Genomic DNA, 17,858 nt, shown 5'->3' with positions numbered 1-17,858 from the left:
ATGAAATTATTAACAGTAGCTATTCCATGCTACAATTCAAGTGAATATATGGACAAGAGTATAAGAAGTGCAATTAGCGGCGGTGACAGAGTGGAAGTTGTAGTGGTTGATGATGGTTCATCTGATAATACATTAGAGATTGCGAACAAATATCAGAAGAAATTTCCTGATATTGTAAAAGTTGTTCATCAGGAGAATGGTGGTCATGGTGAAGCTGTAAATACAGGTATCAAAAATGCTACAGGTCTTTACTTTAAAGTTCTTGATAGTGATGACTGTCTTGGGAAAAATGCTTTACAGAAAGTCCTTGATTTATTAGAGGACATGGTTTCAAAAGATGCAGGACTTGACATGCTGATTTCTAACTTTATGTATGATAAGCAGGGAGCAAAGCATAAGAAAATTATGAAATACAAAAGCGCAATGCCTGTAGGAAGAATGTTTGGTTGGGATGAATTACATTTTGGCACATCACAGTATTTATTAATGCACTCGGTTATATATAGAACAAAAGTATTAAGAGAATGTAAGATGCAGCTTCCAAAACACACATTTTATGTGGATAATATTTATGTGTTCCAGCCATTACCATATGTAAAGAACATTTATTACTTAGATGTATGTTTATACAAATACTTTATAGGAAGAGATGATCAGTCGGTAAATGAATCAATTATGATTAAGAGATTGGATCAACAGTATAGAGTCACACGTATAATGTTAGGTGTATACAACAATACTGTTATAGAAAATAAACACACAGATAATGCCATGGTTCATTACTTTGATATGATGATGTGTGTCTCATCAATTCTTTCTATATTGGAAGGTTCAGAACAAAGATTAAAAGACAAAGAAAAATTATGGCAGGATGTTTTAGAAAGTAATCCTGTGTTATATCAAAAGGTTAGAAAGTCACTTCTTGGTAGAACAATGAATCTACCTGGTAAAGTTGGAAGAAAATGTTCTGTAATAGGCTATGCATTAGCTCAAAAAATATTTGGATTTAACTAAAATGAAAAAAGCTAAGTCTCATTAATGAAAAGGAATGTAAACCAAACATTAATGAGATTTAGCTTTTTATATTAGAAACTAAATTATTTTTTTATAAAAATAAAACAATTATAAGTATTATAATCTAAGAATTGTAATTATTTTCTTTTGTTTAAAAAATAAAGAACCTGATGTTGTTTAGGATCTTTAATTTTTGGAGCAGGAAATTCTGTATTTCTAAACCACCATTTAAATACTATAAAGTACAGTATAAAAGCTAAGGCGGTTCCTGCTAAAACATCTAAAACAGAATGTTGTTTTAAAAACAATGTTGACATACATATCAAAATAGCTAATATAAGCGATATTACTTTAATATGTTTTCTTGAATTTAAGCCCTGCATGTGTGGACTTTTTACTAAACAAATGTGTGCGCTAATAGTCACGTATACGTGAAGACTAGGAAAAACATTTGTTGGTGTATCGTTATTGTATAGGAAATGGACTAAGTCAATAAGTATGTTTTCCCTACCGATATTAGAAAGTCGAAGTTCTAAACCGTTAGGATAGAATGTACATACCAGTAAAGCAATAGTCATTCCTGTAAACTCATAGGCACAAATACGATAAAATTCATTTTTTGAATGATAAAAAAGAAAAACAAATATAGCAGGTATATATAAAAACCACAATAAATATGGAATTACAAACCATTCGCAAAATGGAATAATATCATCCAAAGGACAATGCATAATATGAAGTCCCGGAAAATCTGCCGGTATATATTTTTCTAAAAGAATGAACCATGGCATATATATGAAAACATATAGTAAGGGCCATGCGTGTTTGTACTTACGAAGCTCATTGGATATTTTGCTCATAAGTCACCTTCATCTAATTGTTTATTTATTTTGAACTAATGATTTACGAGAAATGAAACTCGTAATCACAAGTAGTATAATAGACACATTATATTAAAAAACTATTACAAAATGCACACAAATTTATAAAAATTTGATAGAATAGTTATGGTCCTAAAAAAGTATAACATTGTGAAAATGAAAAATAAAGAGTTATTGAGGATAAAAATAAAGACTTATTAAATATAAAAATATTAGAGTTATTTATATAAGAATATTAGAGAGTAATTAAAGAAGGTAGGAAAAATGAACATTAATGAAATTATTGCAGAAGAATTACAGGTAAAAGTTTGGCAGGTAGAAGCAGCAGTAAAGTTAATAGATGAGGGAAATACAATTCCTTTTATTGCCAGATACAGAAAACCCGTAACGGGAGAGTTAAATGACGAACAGTTAAGAGACTTAGATGAAAGACTAAAATATTTACGTAATTTAGAAGAGAAAAAAGAGACAGTTATTGCTTCTATTGAAGAACAGGGCAAAATGACTGATGAATTAATGAAGCAGATAAAAGAGGCTAAGACTATTGTTGCAGTGGACGATATTTACAGACCATACAGACCAAAACGAAAAACAAAAGCAACAGAAGCTAAGGCAAAAGGTTTAGAGCCACTTGCAAATATTTTTCTTCTTCAAAAGAGTGAGAAGACACCGGAGGAAGAAGCGAAGAATTATATTAATGAAGAATTAGGTGTGGAAACAGTAGTAGATGCCATAAATGGTGCAAAAGACATTATTGCAGAAGCTGTGTCAGATGACGCAGAATATAGAAATGCCATAAGACATACGGTAATTAAGCATGGAAATATAACATCTAAGGCAAAGAATGAAGAGGAACAGACACCTTATGAAAATTACTATGCCTATAGTGAAGCTATTGATAAAATTCCAGGTCATAGAATATTAGCAATTAATCGTGGCGAAAAAGAAAAGGTACTTAATGTAAAAATAGAAATGCCTGATGAAAATATTATTAGAGTTTTGGAAAAATCCATAATTGTAGGCCAAAGTCCTTTTTCAGACGTTTTAAAAGAAGCAATTGAAGATGGTTTTACAAGATTAATAAAGCCAGCCATTGAAAGAGAAATAAGAAACTCTTTAACAGAAAAGGCAGAGGACGGAGCAATTTCAGTATTCGGCCAGAACTTAAAACAGCTTCTTATGCAACCACCAATTGCAGGAAAAACAGTATTAGGCTGGGATCCTGCTTTTAGAACAGGCTGTAAGCTGGCAATTGTAGATGAGACAGGCAAAGTATTATACACCAAAGTGATTTTTCCAACAGCACCACAAAATAAGGTTGAAGAGTCAATTAAGATTGTTTTAGATCTTGTTAAGAAATACAATGTTAGCCTTATATCATTGGGAAATGGTACAGCTTCAAGAGAATCAGAAGCAGTTGTATGTGAAATAATTAAGAGATGCCCTACAAAATTAGAGTATGTAATAGTAAATGAAGCAGGAGCTTCTGTTTATTCTGCAAGCAAACTAGCAACAGAAGAATTTCCTAATTTTGATGTGGGACAAAGAAGTGCAACTTCAATGGCAAGAAGATTACAGGATCCATTAGCAGAACTTGTAAAAATTGAACCAAAGGCAATTGGCGTAGGACAATATCAGCATGACATGAATCAAAAGAAACTGGAAAATGTACTTGGAAATGTTGTGGAAGATTGTGTTAATAATGTAGGCGTTGATTTAAATACAGCTTCAGCATCTCTTCTTGAATATGTTTCAGGAATAAGTAAAACCCTTGCAAAAAATATTGTTGCATATAGAGAGGAAAACGGTCAGTTTACAACAAGAAAGCAGCTATTAAAAGTTGCTAAATTAGGTCCAAAGGCTTTTGAACAGTGTGCAGGTTTCCTTAGAATCAGAAATGGTAAAGAACCTTTGGATTATACAAGTGTTCATCCTGAAAGTTATACAGCAGCTAAAAAGCTTTTAAAGAAATTTGGTTACACAACAGATGATTTGCTATCAGGAAATGTTAAAATTGCAAAAGATGTAAAAGACATTAAAGCTGTGGTAGAAGAAATTGATACGGACGAAATAACCTTAAAAGATATGATTGCTGAAATGGAAAAGCCGGGTAGAGATCCAAGAGAAGAAATGCCTAAGCCAATCCTTAAAAGTGATGTTTTAGATTTTGATGATTTAAAAGAAGGCATGGAACTTAAAGGAACTGTAAGAAATGTAATTGATTTTGGGGCTTTTGTTGATATTGGTGTTCATCAGGACGGTCTTGTTCATATTTCAGAAATGAGTGATAAGTTTATAAAACATCCATTAGATGTGGTATCTGTTGGAGATGTTATAAATGTGAAAGTATTAAGTGTTGATAAGCAAAGAAAGCGTATTCAGCTTACTATGAAATTATAATGTAAGATTGCAGTTTGATGTAAGATGCTGCTTAATGTAAGATTACAGTTTGATGTAAGATTATAGTAGAAAAATGGTTTGCTTCCTATAAGGAGTCAAACCATTTTTTTGTATATTCAAGAAAGTTCTGTTCATCCTCTGTAAGTAATTTATCCTTATCCCAGGCGATGGCAAGAGAACGGGATACTTTTTCTTTAAGTGGAACTATTGTAACTTTATCTGAATGTTGCAGGTTAAAAAACTTTTCAGGCAGAAGCCCAATCCCCTTATCCTTTTCAATCATATATCTAAGAGCCGCGTAATCATGGGTTTCAAAAACAACATTAGGAGTAAAATCACCATAAGTTTTACTACAACAAAAAAAGATGATGTGCCGGAAACAACTGAAAATGTAACAACAGGCAACAATACAAATGCTAGTACAACTGCTAAAAAAGCACTTAAGAAAACAAAGATAACTAAAAAGAGCAAGAAAAAATTAGCTTCAAAGAAAATTAAATTAACATTTAGGAAAGTAACAGGAGCTAAGAAGTATGTAGTACAAGTGTCAACAAGCAAAAAGTTCAAAAAGGTACTATATAAGAAGGTTGTCAGAAAGACAAAAGCTACTCTTTCAAGTAAGAAAATTAAAAATAAAAAGAAATTATATGTAAGAGTAAAAGCAGTAGGTGCAAGCAAATGGTCAAAACCTGCAAGAATTAAAAGATAAAATTTACATAAGGGATAAAAAATGGTACAATATTCCATGTTGAAGGGGGTGAAAGACTTAAATTATATTTTCAAGAAAATTCTAAATTTCTAAAATAAGTATGAAAAGTATTTCCCAAATCCCCAATAAAATATTATACGCGGAGGAAGTGTTTATGAAAAAAAGAACATTAAAGTATTTATTTTTAATTGCTGCAATTATGTTTTGTGTAAGTAGTAATACAAAAGTACAAGCAGCATCAGATTTTGTTATTAAAAAGAGTGGGCAGGAGTACATACTGACAGAATATAAGGGAAGAGATACTACAGTATATGTTCCTAAAAAAGTAACTATTATAAACGGAGCTTTTAAGAATAATAAGAAAATCAAAAAAATCGTTTTATCAGATAAGGTAGACAGTATTTACGATGGTAGTTTTGATACGTTGAAGAATCTGAAAGAAGTAGTTTTTTCAAAAGGTTTAACAACAATAGAAAAAGGAGCTTTTAGAAAGTGTCCTAAAGTAAAGAGCATTAAAATTCCTAAAAAATGCAAATATATAGGTGATTATGCTTTTGCCGGATTGTCAGGTTTGAAATCAATAAAAGTTGAAAAAGGCAATAAATCTTTTAAAGTGTACAAGGGAGCATTATTTAACAGTAAGAAGACGGAGTTAATTTGTTACCCAAGAAAGTATAGTGGGAACAAAGTGTTTACCATTCCAAAAACAGTAAAAGTTATTGCAAGTTACGCATTTAAGGATAATTGTTATTTGGAAAAATTAATAATCAAAGGTGATGCTTACGACGGTGGCTATGATGATATGAAGGCATTTACTAATATGAAAAAGCTCAAAACTGTAGTGTTTAAAACAACACAGAAGAGAGATAATATTAGTTTTCGTAATTGCAAAAAATTAAAAAAAGTTGTCTTAGCTGAAGGAACTGAAAAGATTGTAGACAAGCAATTTTATGGTTGTAAAAATTTAACAGATATTAATATTCCAAAATCTGTGAAAATAATTGAAAAGAATGCATTTAAAGGTTGTACAAAATTAAAATTGTAGAATTAAGAGAAAAAGCATCGAAGATAAGGTTATGAAAAACTTTGTTTTCGATGCTTTCTTATGTGATGGAAAATAAGTCTGAAAATTCTATTGAATAAATTTTTAATTGTACATACACTTGGAACCAAAATAAAATAGTTGCTGTATAGGCGTACATTGGTTGATTTATGCTATAAAAGCTACAGATATGTCTATGAGATTTGGTTCTATAGCAAAGGAATAATAGAGTGGAATTTAGATATGCAAAATGGCCAAAATAAAAAATATTAAAAAAATCGTGACTTATATAATTAAGTGCAAATAGTACTAATAAATAGTACTATTTGCACTATTTTTTTTGCCTTTAAATATGAAATTGCTATTGAAAACTGTACAAATTTTAATGAGAAAATATCTTATAAATTGAGTTTTAAGATATGTGAATATTTTTTATAGAGGCTATCATATTCAGATTTAAAAGGTTTCATTTTAGCAAGAGACTCGTCATCAATTTTTTCGAGTCCTAGCAAAGCATTATGAGCATATACAGATGCGAGTGAAATGCCAATTAATGCTTTTGCATTATCTTTTGTACCAATAGTAAGAAAGTCAATCGTCGCATTAATAATGCTAGGAGCTTGACGCTGTTCCTCTAATGTTGAAAAAGTATCAAGGTGCATTTTTAAAGTGTTTAATGATAATAAAAGTATTTTAGTTTGTCTTTTTGTAAATGGTTTATACATAATAAACTCCTTAAATATAGATTTTAATTAATTATATCAAAAAAATAGAGAAAGGAATACATATATGAAAATATCAAAAGACATTTTAGATAAACTCAGTAAACTTTCTGATAAAGAGTTGGAGAAAATTTTAAAGAGTTTTACTGAAGAAAATGTGGAAGAAAGTTTATATATAAAAAATATTAATAAAAATTACAAGCAGAAAGGAGACTGAAAAGATGCCCAGAGCGAAACTTACATACGACAAAAGAGTATTGCTAGAAGACATGTACAACCAAAAGGTATCAAGAAAAGAAATGTGTGAAACATTAGGAATTACATCTTTTGAATTACAGCAGGAACTTAACTTGGGGTGGATCAGGGCAGGAAAACGATACAGTGCCGAAAAAGCACAATTCTCACTTACATAGAAGAAAGGATTTGAACATGGAAAAAGAAAACAAGTACACAAGGGAACAAATTATTGATGCGTTACTAGATAACGACAAGGAAATTAATTTTACAAAACCGCCAAAGCCTAGAAAGAAATCAAAGAATAAACAGTAGAAAAATTAATTGAACATTGACAACTTAATAGTATGAATTGTTGAAGCTGATTACAGAAAAGTAAAATGTACAAAATTAAGATTAAATGATATAATTTTAGGAGATTAAATGAAAAAACATTTATCAGTTCCTAAAGCTGTTACAGCAATAGGATTAACAGATGCCTTAGTATATATGGTTTATAAGTTTTTCATTGCGAGTGGCAACAGCTACATGGGTATAGTGAAAGTTATAATAATAGCTGTAGTTATACTTGGAGTTGCTTCAGTTGCATGGATTATTGAGAAAAGATATGAAAGGCTACAAAGTCAAAATCGTATAGACAGACAACGCTATAAGGACGATGACCTGTCGTTATAAATTTGAGGAGGTGAGTAAATTGAAGATCAGAAAAAATACATTATTGATTATGATGATTCTTTTAACAGTAACTTTTATGTTTGCAAATACAAAGAATGTTTCAGCTAAGGTAACATTTAATAAAACATCAAAATCAATTACAAAGGGAAAGAACTATACAATAAAAATTTCCGGTGTGAAATCTAAAAATATTAAAAAAGTAAAATTAAAGTATAACAAGAAAATTATTAAAGTAAAGAAATTAAGGAAAAACAAATATAGAATTACTGGTAAGAAAAAAGGAAAGACAACCTTAAAGGCAACAGTTAAATACCTCTTACTTGATTATACTCCCGCAGTTAAAACAATCAAATGTAAGATAAATGTAAAAAACAAAGCAGCTAAAAAGAAAAATACCAATAACAAGAAAAACAATGATAATGAAGAAAACGTTAAACCGGAAATTGACTGGGGAGAAAATAACATTGATAAGCTAATTGCTCAGATTGAACAGTCAAAGACTTACAAAGGAACACTTTATAAGCTAAATGATTATACAGTATTCAATAAAGGTGAAGATGGTGGAGAGGATCAATATGGACTTATTACAAGCCCGTTTTACAGCACAATAGACTGGTATAGCAAAAAAGACTATGACAAAATAATGAATGAAGTCAAACGTATCGTTAAGGAGAGCAAGATTACAGACGATATGATTGATGAAGAGAAAGCATACAGAATTGGTAGATACATGGTAAAGCACATTGACTATGATTATAGTGTTTACGGTCAGAGAATATATGAAACACTGTTTGATAAGAAAACAGTTTGTGCAGGCTATTCAGTAACATATGCACTTATTTGTAGATACATAGGAATTGATTGTGATTTTGTACATACGTCGGGATTTTATATTGATGGGCAGAACATGAATCACGCATGGAATTACATTAAACTGGGTGACTATTATTATGTGGTTGATTTGACAGATGCTTATTGCGGACAAAAATATGATATTACAGGTCCATTTTTTAGGGAATCAGGTTATGTAGATAGTAAACAAATGAGCTATATTGATGAAAAATATAAAACAAGTGATTACACAAAGGATCATAAAGTTGACAATATTAGTCACTATATGAGATGTAAGAAAAATGGAGATATGTCACAAACATTAACAGATTCTGAATTATACAATCTACCGGAATAAATTTAATACAACACAGGTTATAAAAAACAATTCATACATAAAAGTATGGGTTGTTTTTTTTATACAAAAATTTAGGAAAGGAGAAAAAGATTACTAACTTTAAGGAAAAAAATAGGAGGTTTACAAAAAATGGAAAAGTTGAGAAAACACGTAAGACAGGTAATAGCTGCATTTCTTGTAATGGTAATGATGGTTTCATTGGTTACAGGTTATCAGCAGGAAAAAACTGTTAAAGCGGCAGGAAGTTTTCCTGCTTCGGGTGTTCATACAGGAACACTGTCACATGGAGCATATCACAGACTGTCAGGGCTGTATTCTTCAACCAATGCAAAGGTATGTGAGGCAGACACAATGAGTTCTGAAGGTGATTCAAGAGCATCCTTTTGTATGTCACCGGGAGTAGGTGAAACAACAAAAGCAGGTGCCTATAAGTCATCTACATATCAGTCAGGGTATGGAATTAAATATTACAAGGCTTTAATTTCATTTTATTATGACACAAAAGGAGATTACAAGACAGATGCAGTAAGATACGCAACACAGTTCTTTGTATGGAGAACAGTTGTATTGGAAAGAAATCATAAAGGAAATTTTACAGCAAGTACATATGACGGAAATGGTTTTAAGGCAGGCTTTATAGCATCAATGAAGAGTCTCATGGGCTATTCAGATAAAACTGCAACAAATTTATACAACAAGGCATATAATTACATTAAAAACGGTGCAGACGGAGCCTACAACAATAAGGTTGCATTACTTAAGTGGGTGGCATCCTATTCACAGACAATGCTTACAGGTAAGGTATATTCCAACAAGGAAGTTAAGGTAAAGATAAACAAGGACTTGGATCAGAGTGGTTCAGGCATATCTTTAGCCGGAACTAAATATGAAATTCATGAAGGAAGTAAAAACGGAACAAAGGTTGGAACTTTTACACTTGATAAGAACGGAATAGATACAGTTCTTCTTAAGAAAGATGGAATATACGATAAGACAGTATCTTATTACATTAAGGAAACAAAAAATGTTGCGGGAACAACATCCAATAAAAACAAGAAAGCAATGACATTTGACATTAACTGGGGAAAAATCAAGGATGGAGCAACCGGAGCAACACTGTCTCTTACAAAGTCAGGTGTAAGTGGTAATAAACCATCTTACTTGGAAACAGCAGGAACTTTGGCATCTCTTTGTAAGACACAGCTAACGGACATTATACCTGGCATAACGGTATCAGTGCATAAATATGATAAGGCAACAAACAATAACCTTTCAAATGCACAGTTTACAATTTATGCATACAATCAAAAGACAGGTAAGTATGACACAAAAGTAACAAAGTCAAACAACATAAATAATGAAGTAACTAACCCAATTGTTACAAATAAAAACGGTAATGCAAAATCAGCAAAACTTTATTACACAAGCAAAAACCTTGGCAAGTTTAAGATTGTAGAAACAAAAGCACCTGACGGTTACATAAACAGTAAGGCAAGCAAGGTGTTTAACATTAAGTCGGGAAACGGTACAACAAATGAAAATCAGAGTGTTTCATTTGAAATTCCAAACACAAAAACCACATCAACTAATTATCCGGTTAAATTAGTTAAGATTGATCCGGACACACAGACACCGATTTTTGATGCTGAATTTACAATATCTGTTTATAAAAACAGAAAAGACGGAAAATACTACAAGATTGGAACAGTGGATGCAGGAACTCCACAGTACGACATGTACTGGGCTGAGACACAAAAAATAGCTCAGGATGTTGATAGAAGTGGAAATGTTCAAAACACATACACTACAAAGGATTTACCGACAGGAAGAACATATCAAATTGTTGAAACAAAAAGACCTTCAGGATATGCAACAAACGGTGGATATTGGGGCTTTGGTCATGGCGTGTCGGAAATACTTCATACTTTAGCCGATTATGATAAAAACAACATGAACATGGTTATTGTTTTTAATTTAAACAGTGACGGTTCAATAGACATTTTAAATAACCTAGGAAATGTCGCACATAAACAGAATTATACTGAAGCAATTGAAGTTGATAACAGTCAGTCATCAGGTGAAGTTACGGTTATTAAGCAAAATGACAAGACCGGAGAACTTCTTTCCGGTGCTGCATTTGAACTATGGGAAGTAACAAAGGCTGAATATGATCAGGAAGGTTACGTTCCTAGCGCTGAAAATAATGATACTCTTGCAGGAGCAGGTGAAACAGGTGAAGATGGTAAATTAACTTTTGGAAAGTTAATGAGTATTGAAACATCTGACGGTCCGCAATCCTGGAGAGAAAACGGAACTGTTTTAACGGAACATTATTACATTCTTGTTGAAACAAAGGCACCGGATGGTTACAGGTTGCCTGCAAAGAACACCACAAAAGTTTACGTACCCGCAAATGAAGCACATTACACAATGGGTTCTTTTTCTAATGCATTTGAAAAGGAGTATGTAATAAACAACCATGAGGCAAGACTTAACTTAAATCTTCATAAGGTATCAGTAAGCAGAACAGGTAAGGAGTCAATTGGACTTAAGGGCGCAAAGTTTGCCTTATATAAAGTACAGAAGATTGTAACTGATGAAGAAACAGGCATAGATGATGCCACTGAAAATGCCATTGGAGAAGACACAAAAATAACAGACAAGTCAACAGCAGGAGCAACTAAAGAAGTATCAAACAAGGTTGATTACAGTGAACTTACAAATGAAAATTACATTGATTTTGATTATTCAAAACTTGAACCTGTATATGATGACATAACAACAGACGAAAACGGTAATGCCGTTGTTCCTGAAGCTCTTGGAGCAGGCGGATATGTTTTGGTTGAAACAAAAGCGCCTAAAAATTATCTTGTGGCTGAACCACAGTACATATTCATTGATGAAAATACACTTTATAACACAACTTCATACGAGATAGAAGTTCAGGACAAGGAATTTGAAGCAATGGTTCACGCCGTTAAGAAAGATGCAGCGACAGGAGAGGTAATTAAACAGGCAGGTGTAGGATTCAAGGTAAAAAATCTTGATACAGGCGAATATGTAAAGCAGACAGTTGATTATTACGATGAACCTGAAATAGAAGGCGCGCCTCATGAGTTAATTAAGTCAGAGGTGACAGACACTTTCTATACAGATGAAAACGGTGAAGTATTACTTCCCAATGTACTTCCAATTGGTCATTATCAGTTAGAAGAGATTGTTCCACCGGTTGGCTATCTTGTAAACAAGACACCTATTAAGTTCACAATTGATGATGAGGCTGACTATTATCCTGATGATCCAAACAAACAGTTTGATTATGACGAAAACACAAGAGACGTTGTTATTAATCTTGAATGTAAAGATACGCCAACAAGTACAGAGTTATCCAAAAAAGACATTACAAATCAGGATGAACTTGTTGGAGCACATTTAGCTGTATGGTATGAAGTCAATGGCAAGAAAGTTTATGTTGATAAATGGACTTCAACAAAAGACAAGCACATGATTAAGGCTTTGGCTGTAGGTCAGGAATATCACATGACAGAGGAAATTCCGGCAGACGGATATGTAACAGCTAAGGATATTGTGTTTGTGGTTAAGGATACGGAACAGGTTCAGAAGGTGGAAATGATAGATGATGTTACAAAAACAAAAATAGCAAAAACAGACATTACCACAGGCGCATTAATTCCGGGAGCTGAACTTGAAATTACAGACATGAATGGAAAGGTATATGCAAAGTGGACTTCAACAAATGAGCCATACTACATCGAAAAGTTACCAATAGGTGATTACATACTTAAGGAAAAGAAAGCACCAACAAAGGACGGCTATGTAAAGGCGGAAGATGTTAAGTTTACTGTTAAGGATACGGCAGAAATACAGAAAGTTGAAATGAAGGATGATTACACGAAAGTAGAAATCAGTAAAACCGACATGGTTACAGGAAAATTAGTGCCGGGAGCTGAACTTGAAATTCTTGACAGTACCGGAAAGGTAGTTGAGAAGTGGATTTCAACATATCAGCCACACATGATTGAAAAGCTGGCAGTTGGTGATTACACATTAAGAGAAACAAAAGCACCAACAGAAGACGGCTATGTAAGGGTAGAAGATGTTAAGTTCACTGTCAGGGAAACAGGCGAAATACAGAAAGTTGAAATGAAGGATGATTATACAAGAGTTGAAGTAAGCAAACTTGATACAGAAGGAAATAATCTTCCGGGAGCTAAACTTAAGGTAGTCAATTCTGAAGGAAAGACAGTTGATTCATGGACATCTGATGGCAAGCCTCATAAGATGATTAAATTACCTACAGGAGAATACACATTAATTGAGGTTGAACCACCGGCAGGATATGTAACAGCTAAGGATGTTAAGTTTATCATTGCTGATACTAATTCAGTCCAGAAAGTCGGAATGAATGACGATACAACAAAAGTTAAGGTATTAAAGGTTGATAAGGACACAACAAAGGCTCTGGGCAATGCGGAATTTGTTTTTAAGGCAGACGGAAGTAAGACTGTAAAAGTAAAAACAAATGGTCAGGGTGAAGCAAAAATCGAAGGTCAGCTTGTGGCAGGAAAAACTTATGTTGTAGCAGAAACAAAAGCACCGGACGGTTACAAAAAGGGTGCAGATTTCAAGTTTACAGTCAAGGATACTCCAAAGGTACAGCCACTAACAATTACCAATGAAAGAAGTGGAGAAGCGACACCTAATACACCGAACTGGAATGATAAGGGTGGAAATTCACCACAGACAGGAGAATCCGGAAGCATTGTAATGTGGATTGTATTATTCCTAATTGCTCTTGGAGCAGCAATGGGAATATCAATTAAGTTAAGAAAAAATTATGAGAAAGATAATGACAAGGATAAGTAAATTTTTTCTTATGATTTTAATTTTTGTTTTTACTGTTACATCAGGAATAAGCACACAGGCTAAAAATCCTGATGTGATGGTAAAACAGAAAACATATAAATCAAGGAAAACACCATATGAGAAAGCAGAATTTTCAACAGCCATAAATAAGAATGGCAAAAATTACAGACTTGATGATGTGCGTTACAAGGTAACGGACAAAAAGCCTGTATACAAAACAAATGTTGAAAAGATAAACATAAGTACGAAGGACAAGCCCAATAAGACGGTTTTAAGAAACGGAATAAAATACAGGCTTATAAATACTGTTACAAAAACAAAGGAGATAAAAAAGGATAATGGAAGAACGGTTACCGGATATCTTGTTTTTGATAATAAGGAAGAAGCCTTAAATTCACCAAATAAACAGACATTTACAGCTAATGGAGCTACTGCATTGTGTTCGAAGATAAATATGGTGACAGAAAAAGCAGCAAGTTGGAGAAGCAGTTACATTGATTATACTTTTAAGTCCACATCCAAAGACTATTACGAATGGAATGGAAATCAGATAGATGGAAATTCATCACATCCCCTTAAGGGATATGATAAGGAAATTCTAAAAAGCATTGGCGTGGATAAGAAAAGTTACAGAATAGGTAACACCTACTGGAAGAGCAGTCCTAAGAAAAAGAATGGAGTTTACACAAGAGTATTAAGGGTTGAGGTACAAAAGAGAGTGCCTCATTATCGTGTGAATTACAAAGGACGCTCAAAAGGAGATGTAGAGACAGTAATAACTTATGTATCAACATACAAAGGAAAGAACAAGGTTAAAAGCGGAAAATACATATATGAAATTACTGCCACAGCAGTGTATAAGGAAAAGGTTATTAAAAGTAAACCTATTCCTCTTATGCTTACAATGGGAATCATTGTGTTGTCCGTAGTTACTGCGGGTGTATTGTTTATCATTTTCTTGAAACCTAAAATACGGAGAAAAAAACATGTAAAAAGTAACAGCATTATTTAGATAATGCGGGTTAGGACACATTCATAATATGAAGCTAAAAGCAGGAAAATATTTTTATCACGAAAGAAAGTAACTATATGGCATAACAGACAGAGAGGAGAAAAAATGGATAAATTTGCATCAAACATACTTACACTTTTAGCAGCGGTAGTTGAGTATGCATATTTGCTTCCGGTAATAGGATTATTTGTGGTAGGTTGTGCGTACGCAATTCCAAGTGAGGCAACACACAACTTTGCAAAGAAATTTGGTCCGGGAATCATCATCGGAACAATAATTGCAATGGGATGTATTTACATTGGTAAGTGGGGCTCAGGAAAGATATCATTTTAACATTTAGTTCCCCCGGCTTTTGCGGGGGAACTAAAAATAAAATCACATGGAAAAGACAACCATATGTCAATGATAATTGAAATATAGGTTGAGAAAATGGAGAACAACATGAAATTAAACAAATATACATTAGTAGCTGTTAAATCAAAAATTAAATTAATGAAAGTAGAGCTTAAGCTTAACAGAACCAGAAGACTAAATGATAAGGCTGAAAGAAAGTTAAATAAGTCTCACAGAAAATACATTGAAGCAATGAAGAGTTTGGAGAAAATAGCTAAGGAGATTTAATGAACATGAATAAATACATTGAATTATATAGAAAATTTAAAAGATTACAGAAAATAAACAAGAACGAAAATAAGTATGATGTTTTAATTGATGATAAAGAAAAAAAGCAGAGTATTAACATAGAAATTTTAGGATAAGAAGATGGCAAATAAATTAGATAAAAAACCGGAAAGATTAATGCAGATTGAAAGATTTCTTTCACAGACTAAGGTAATGATTATTTTACTTGCGGTGGCTGATTTGTTTTTCTTTTTTGCAGGACACTTTTTTTACAATTCAATAATGAAACTTCCGATGGTTCTTAAGGATTTAGATAATCCGGGAAAATACATAAACATATGGAACATATTTCCTAATTTGAAAATAATAAGCATGTTCAAGGGACTTTACATATTCCTTTTTGTTATTTTGATTATTACACTTATTATTTTTGATTTATATACAGCTTACAAAATTAAGGTTGCATGGTCTGAAGAGTATTTTAATATTGGACAAAAAGGAACAAGCAGATGGACTACTAATGAGGAAATAAAGGAACAGTTCGATGAAATTCCCGACAGAGATGTACCCTTTGAGGGGCGTGGTGGGGCAATTGTTTCACGAATGGGAGATAAGCTATACATTGACAGAAGCCCGGTTAATAACCTGGATATTGGAACAACACGTTCAGGTAAGGATGAAATGTTTGGATATCCTGAAATAGACATTTATTCGAGAGCAAAAGAGAAGGTTTCAATAATTGTAAACGATCCAAAACTTGAAAGTTATAAGTCGTCAAAAAGCACATTGGAAAATCGAGGATATATTGTATATTTACTAAATTTTATGGATCCGCTTCATTCAGCAGGATTTAATCCGTTAGACATGGTAGTTAAACTTTATGTTATTGGTGATTACGATAATGCGGAATTACTTGCCCAGGCGTTTGCGTTTTCAATTTTTAATCCTGAAGAAGCTACATGTAATGACAGTTTTTGGAATGATGCTTCAACAAATTTGCTTGTTGCATTAATTTTAGGACATTTAGAGGACTGTCTTAAACTTGATGAAATAAGTAATAACAGAAGATACGTTACGTGGATGGAAAAGAGAAATGCATATGACAAACTAAATGAAGAAGCAAAGAAAGAAGCCTATGAGAAGTATAAGGAAGCCATAAAGAAAGACAAGGATTTAATACTAAATCCTAAAATCAACTACCTTCCTAAAGAGGAAGAATATAAGTTAAAACACGACAATATTAAGAAAGTAAACATGTATTCAATCATTAATACATTTTCAGAACTGGCAAGAATACATCCTGATGAAAATAATCCTGATTTAACAATGATTGACGAATACTTTAATAAACGTCCACCTCTTAACAGAGCAAAATTGAAATATGCAGGAGTTGAAGTATCAGGAGACAGGACTAAGTCATCAATCTTTTCAGTTATGCTTTCTAAACTGACAGTGTTTACATATGAAAGCATGGCAAGAATGACAGCAGAAAGCAGTTTTAATTTAGAAGAAATTGGATTTGGTGATAAGCCTATTGCAGTATTTTTGGGACTTCCGGATTTTGATAAGTCCAAACATTTTATGGCAACAGTATTTATAAGACAGTTATATTTTGTTCTTGCAAGGAAGGCAACAGACATTAAAAGTGGTAGATGCTCAAGACACGTTAAATTTAAGCTTAATGAGTTTGGTAACATGCCATCTATTGAAGCCATGGATTCAATCATAACAGTTTGTCTTGGAAGAAATATATCATTTGATCTGGTAGTTCAGAGTTACTCACAGATTACTAAATTATACGGACAGGAAGGAGCAGATGCCATTAAGGAAAACTGTGGAAATCACAGATACATTTTAACAAAGAATGGTGATACAGCTCAGGAAATTTCGGGTAATTTAGGTAATGAAACAATAGTTGACATGCAGCGTTCAGGCGAAAAGTTATCAACTCATAAACATTTTATGGAAAACACGCAGGAAAAACCACTGCTTAATAAAAATCAGTTAATGGAGCTGTTACCCGGAGAATGTGTAATACTACGTATAATGAAACGTGAGGACTTAAAAAGAAACAAGGTAAAACCAATGCCGATATTTAATTCGGAAGAATCAGGAAAATGTTTACTTTACAGATATGAATATCTTACGGACACATTTCCAAATCCTGACACAATAGATTTAAGGGAGATTAATAAAGAGGACAGAACCTACATTGAACTTAGAAAAAGAGTATGGGATTATAAGATTTCTCTTTTGTGGATACAGCAAAATACAATGGGTGATGTTGATAAACACGATATTAAGTCTTTGGCAAATTATAAAGAGATTATGGAAGCGTTTAAAAAGGCAGGATGCATTATCAGTGATGATATCAGTGTAATGGAGGCTACTGATTTAATTTTTACAAAGATTATTAAGGAAGAAGAAAAGGAAGCATTGCTTTCGTTAATTAAGATAGGAAGTTGAGAAGTG

17 protein-coding genes are annotated in these 17,858 nt (G+C 32.7%); 14 read left to right on the top strand and 3 right to left on the bottom strand.

Annotation, left to right across the window (positions count from 1 at the left end):
* Entirely contained in the window at positions 1-1,014 is a 1,014-nt protein-coding gene (locus ACQY63_RS03945) for a glycosyltransferase family 2 protein (protein ID WP_428244768.1), read from the top strand.
* 137 nt (positions 1,015-1,151) lie between these two features.
* Here the strand turns inward: ACQY63_RS03945 and ACQY63_RS03940 are convergent, their stop codons facing one another.
* Positions 1,152-1,874 (bottom strand): phosphatase PAP2 family protein, encoded by a 723-nt coding sequence (locus tag ACQY63_RS03940; protein WP_428244767.1) that lies wholly within the window; start codon positions 1,872-1,874, stop codon positions 1,152-1,154.
* 285 nt (positions 1,875-2,159) lie between these two features.
* Here ACQY63_RS03940 and ACQY63_RS03935 point away from each other — a divergent pair, with 285 nt between their 5' ends.
* Complete coding sequence (locus ACQY63_RS03935; protein ID WP_022164617.1) at positions 2,160-4,295, top strand: Tex family protein; 2,136 nt, start codon at positions 2,160-2,162, stop codon at positions 4,293-4,295.
* 85 nt (positions 4,296-4,380) lie between these two features.
* Here ACQY63_RS03935 and ACQY63_RS03930 read toward each other — a convergent pair whose 3' ends face one another.
* Entirely contained in the window at positions 4,381-4,578 is a 198-nt protein-coding gene (locus ACQY63_RS03930) for a LysR family transcriptional regulator (RefSeq protein ID WP_022164618.1), read from the bottom strand.
* Positions 4,579-4,599: 21 nt separating this feature from the next.
* Between ACQY63_RS03930 and ACQY63_RS03925 the strand changes: the two genes are divergently transcribed.
* Both ACQY63_RS03925 and ACQY63_RS03920 read left to right on the top strand, forming a co-directional pair.
* Positions 4,600-5,004 (top strand): hypothetical protein, encoded by a 405-nt coding sequence (locus ACQY63_RS03925; RefSeq protein WP_022164619.1) that lies wholly within the window; start codon positions 4,600-4,602, stop codon positions 5,002-5,004.
* A 154-nt stretch (positions 5,005-5,158) separates the two neighbouring features.
* The gene (locus ACQY63_RS03920; protein ID WP_428244766.1) at positions 5,159-6,049 is read left to right on the top strand and encodes a leucine-rich repeat domain-containing protein; all 891 of its coding nucleotides are present in this window, start codon (positions 5,159-5,161) and stop codon (positions 6,047-6,049) included.
* Between the two features lie 395 nt (positions 6,050-6,444).
* On the opposite strand, the gene ACQY63_RS03915 is transcribed toward ACQY63_RS03920, so the two are convergent.
* A complete protein-coding gene (locus tag ACQY63_RS03915; protein WP_022164925.1) occupies positions 6,445-6,771 on the bottom strand; it encodes a hypothetical protein in 327 nt (108 codons plus the stop codon).
* Between the two features lie 64 nt (positions 6,772-6,835).
* Here ACQY63_RS03915 and ACQY63_RS03910 point away from each other — a divergent pair, with 64 nt between their 5' ends.
* The 10 genes from ACQY63_RS03910 (at position 6,836) to ACQY63_RS03865 (ending at position 17,852) form a co-directional block, all read left to right on the top strand.
* Positions 6,836-6,985, top strand: coding sequence for a hypothetical protein (locus ACQY63_RS03910; protein ID WP_412335443.1), 150 nt, complete (start codon positions 6,836-6,838; stop codon positions 6,983-6,985).
* A 4-nt stretch (positions 6,986-6,989) separates the two neighbouring features.
* Complete coding sequence (locus ACQY63_RS03905; RefSeq protein WP_412335441.1) at positions 6,990-7,181, top strand: hypothetical protein; 192 nt, start codon at positions 6,990-6,992, stop codon at positions 7,179-7,181.
* 244 nt (positions 7,182-7,425) lie between these two features.
* Positions 7,426-7,677 carry a hypothetical protein gene (locus tag ACQY63_RS03900; RefSeq protein ID WP_412335870.1) on the top strand — a complete coding sequence of 84 codons (252 nt, stop codon included), beginning with the start codon at positions 7,426-7,428 and terminating at the stop codon, positions 7,675-7,677.
* A 19-nt stretch (positions 7,678-7,696) separates the two neighbouring features.
* Positions 7,697-8,866, top strand: a complete 1,170-nt coding sequence (locus tag ACQY63_RS03895) for a transglutaminase domain-containing protein (protein ID WP_428244765.1) — start codon at positions 7,697-7,699, stop codon at positions 8,864-8,866.
* Positions 8,867-8,995: 129 nt separating this feature from the next.
* The gene (locus ACQY63_RS03890; RefSeq protein WP_428244764.1) at positions 8,996-13,753 is read left to right on the top strand and encodes an MSCRAMM family protein; all 4,758 of its coding nucleotides are present in this window, start codon (positions 8,996-8,998) and stop codon (positions 13,751-13,753) included.
* Positions 13,725-14,765, top strand: a complete 1,041-nt coding sequence (locus ACQY63_RS03885; RefSeq protein ID WP_428244763.1) for a hypothetical protein — start codon at positions 13,725-13,727, stop codon at positions 14,763-14,765. Before ACQY63_RS03890 ends, ACQY63_RS03885 begins: the two co-directional genes overlap by 29 nt.
* A 105-nt stretch (positions 14,766-14,870) precedes the next feature.
* Positions 14,871-15,098 (top strand): hypothetical protein, encoded by a 228-nt coding sequence (locus ACQY63_RS03880; RefSeq protein ID WP_151254050.1) that lies wholly within the window; start codon positions 14,871-14,873, stop codon positions 15,096-15,098.
* 108 nt (positions 15,099-15,206) lie between these two features.
* Positions 15,207-15,386 (top strand): hypothetical protein, encoded by a 180-nt coding sequence (locus ACQY63_RS03875; RefSeq protein ID WP_299057415.1) that lies wholly within the window; start codon positions 15,207-15,209, stop codon positions 15,384-15,386.
* Positions 15,386-15,523: a hypothetical protein gene (locus tag ACQY63_RS03870; protein ID WP_412335850.1), complete on the top strand. Its 138-nt coding sequence runs from the start codon at positions 15,386-15,388 to the stop codon at positions 15,521-15,523. The genes ACQY63_RS03875 and ACQY63_RS03870 overlap by 1 nt, the downstream gene beginning before the upstream one ends.
* Positions 15,524-15,527: 4 nt before the next feature.
* Positions 15,528-17,852, top strand: coding sequence for a type IV secretory system conjugative DNA transfer family protein (locus tag ACQY63_RS03865; protein WP_412335847.1), 2,325 nt, complete (start codon positions 15,528-15,530; stop codon positions 17,850-17,852).
* Positions 17,853-17,858 lie beyond the last annotated feature (6 nt).

Origin of the sequence: Eubacterium sp. Marseille-QA0814 (assembly GCF_965119675.1) — a bacterium.
Lineage (GTDB): Bacteria > Bacillota > Clostridia > Lachnospirales > Lachnospiraceae > Eubacterium_G.
Note: the sequence above shows the minus strand (reverse complement) of the source record. Positions and strands in the feature narration are given on the sequence as shown.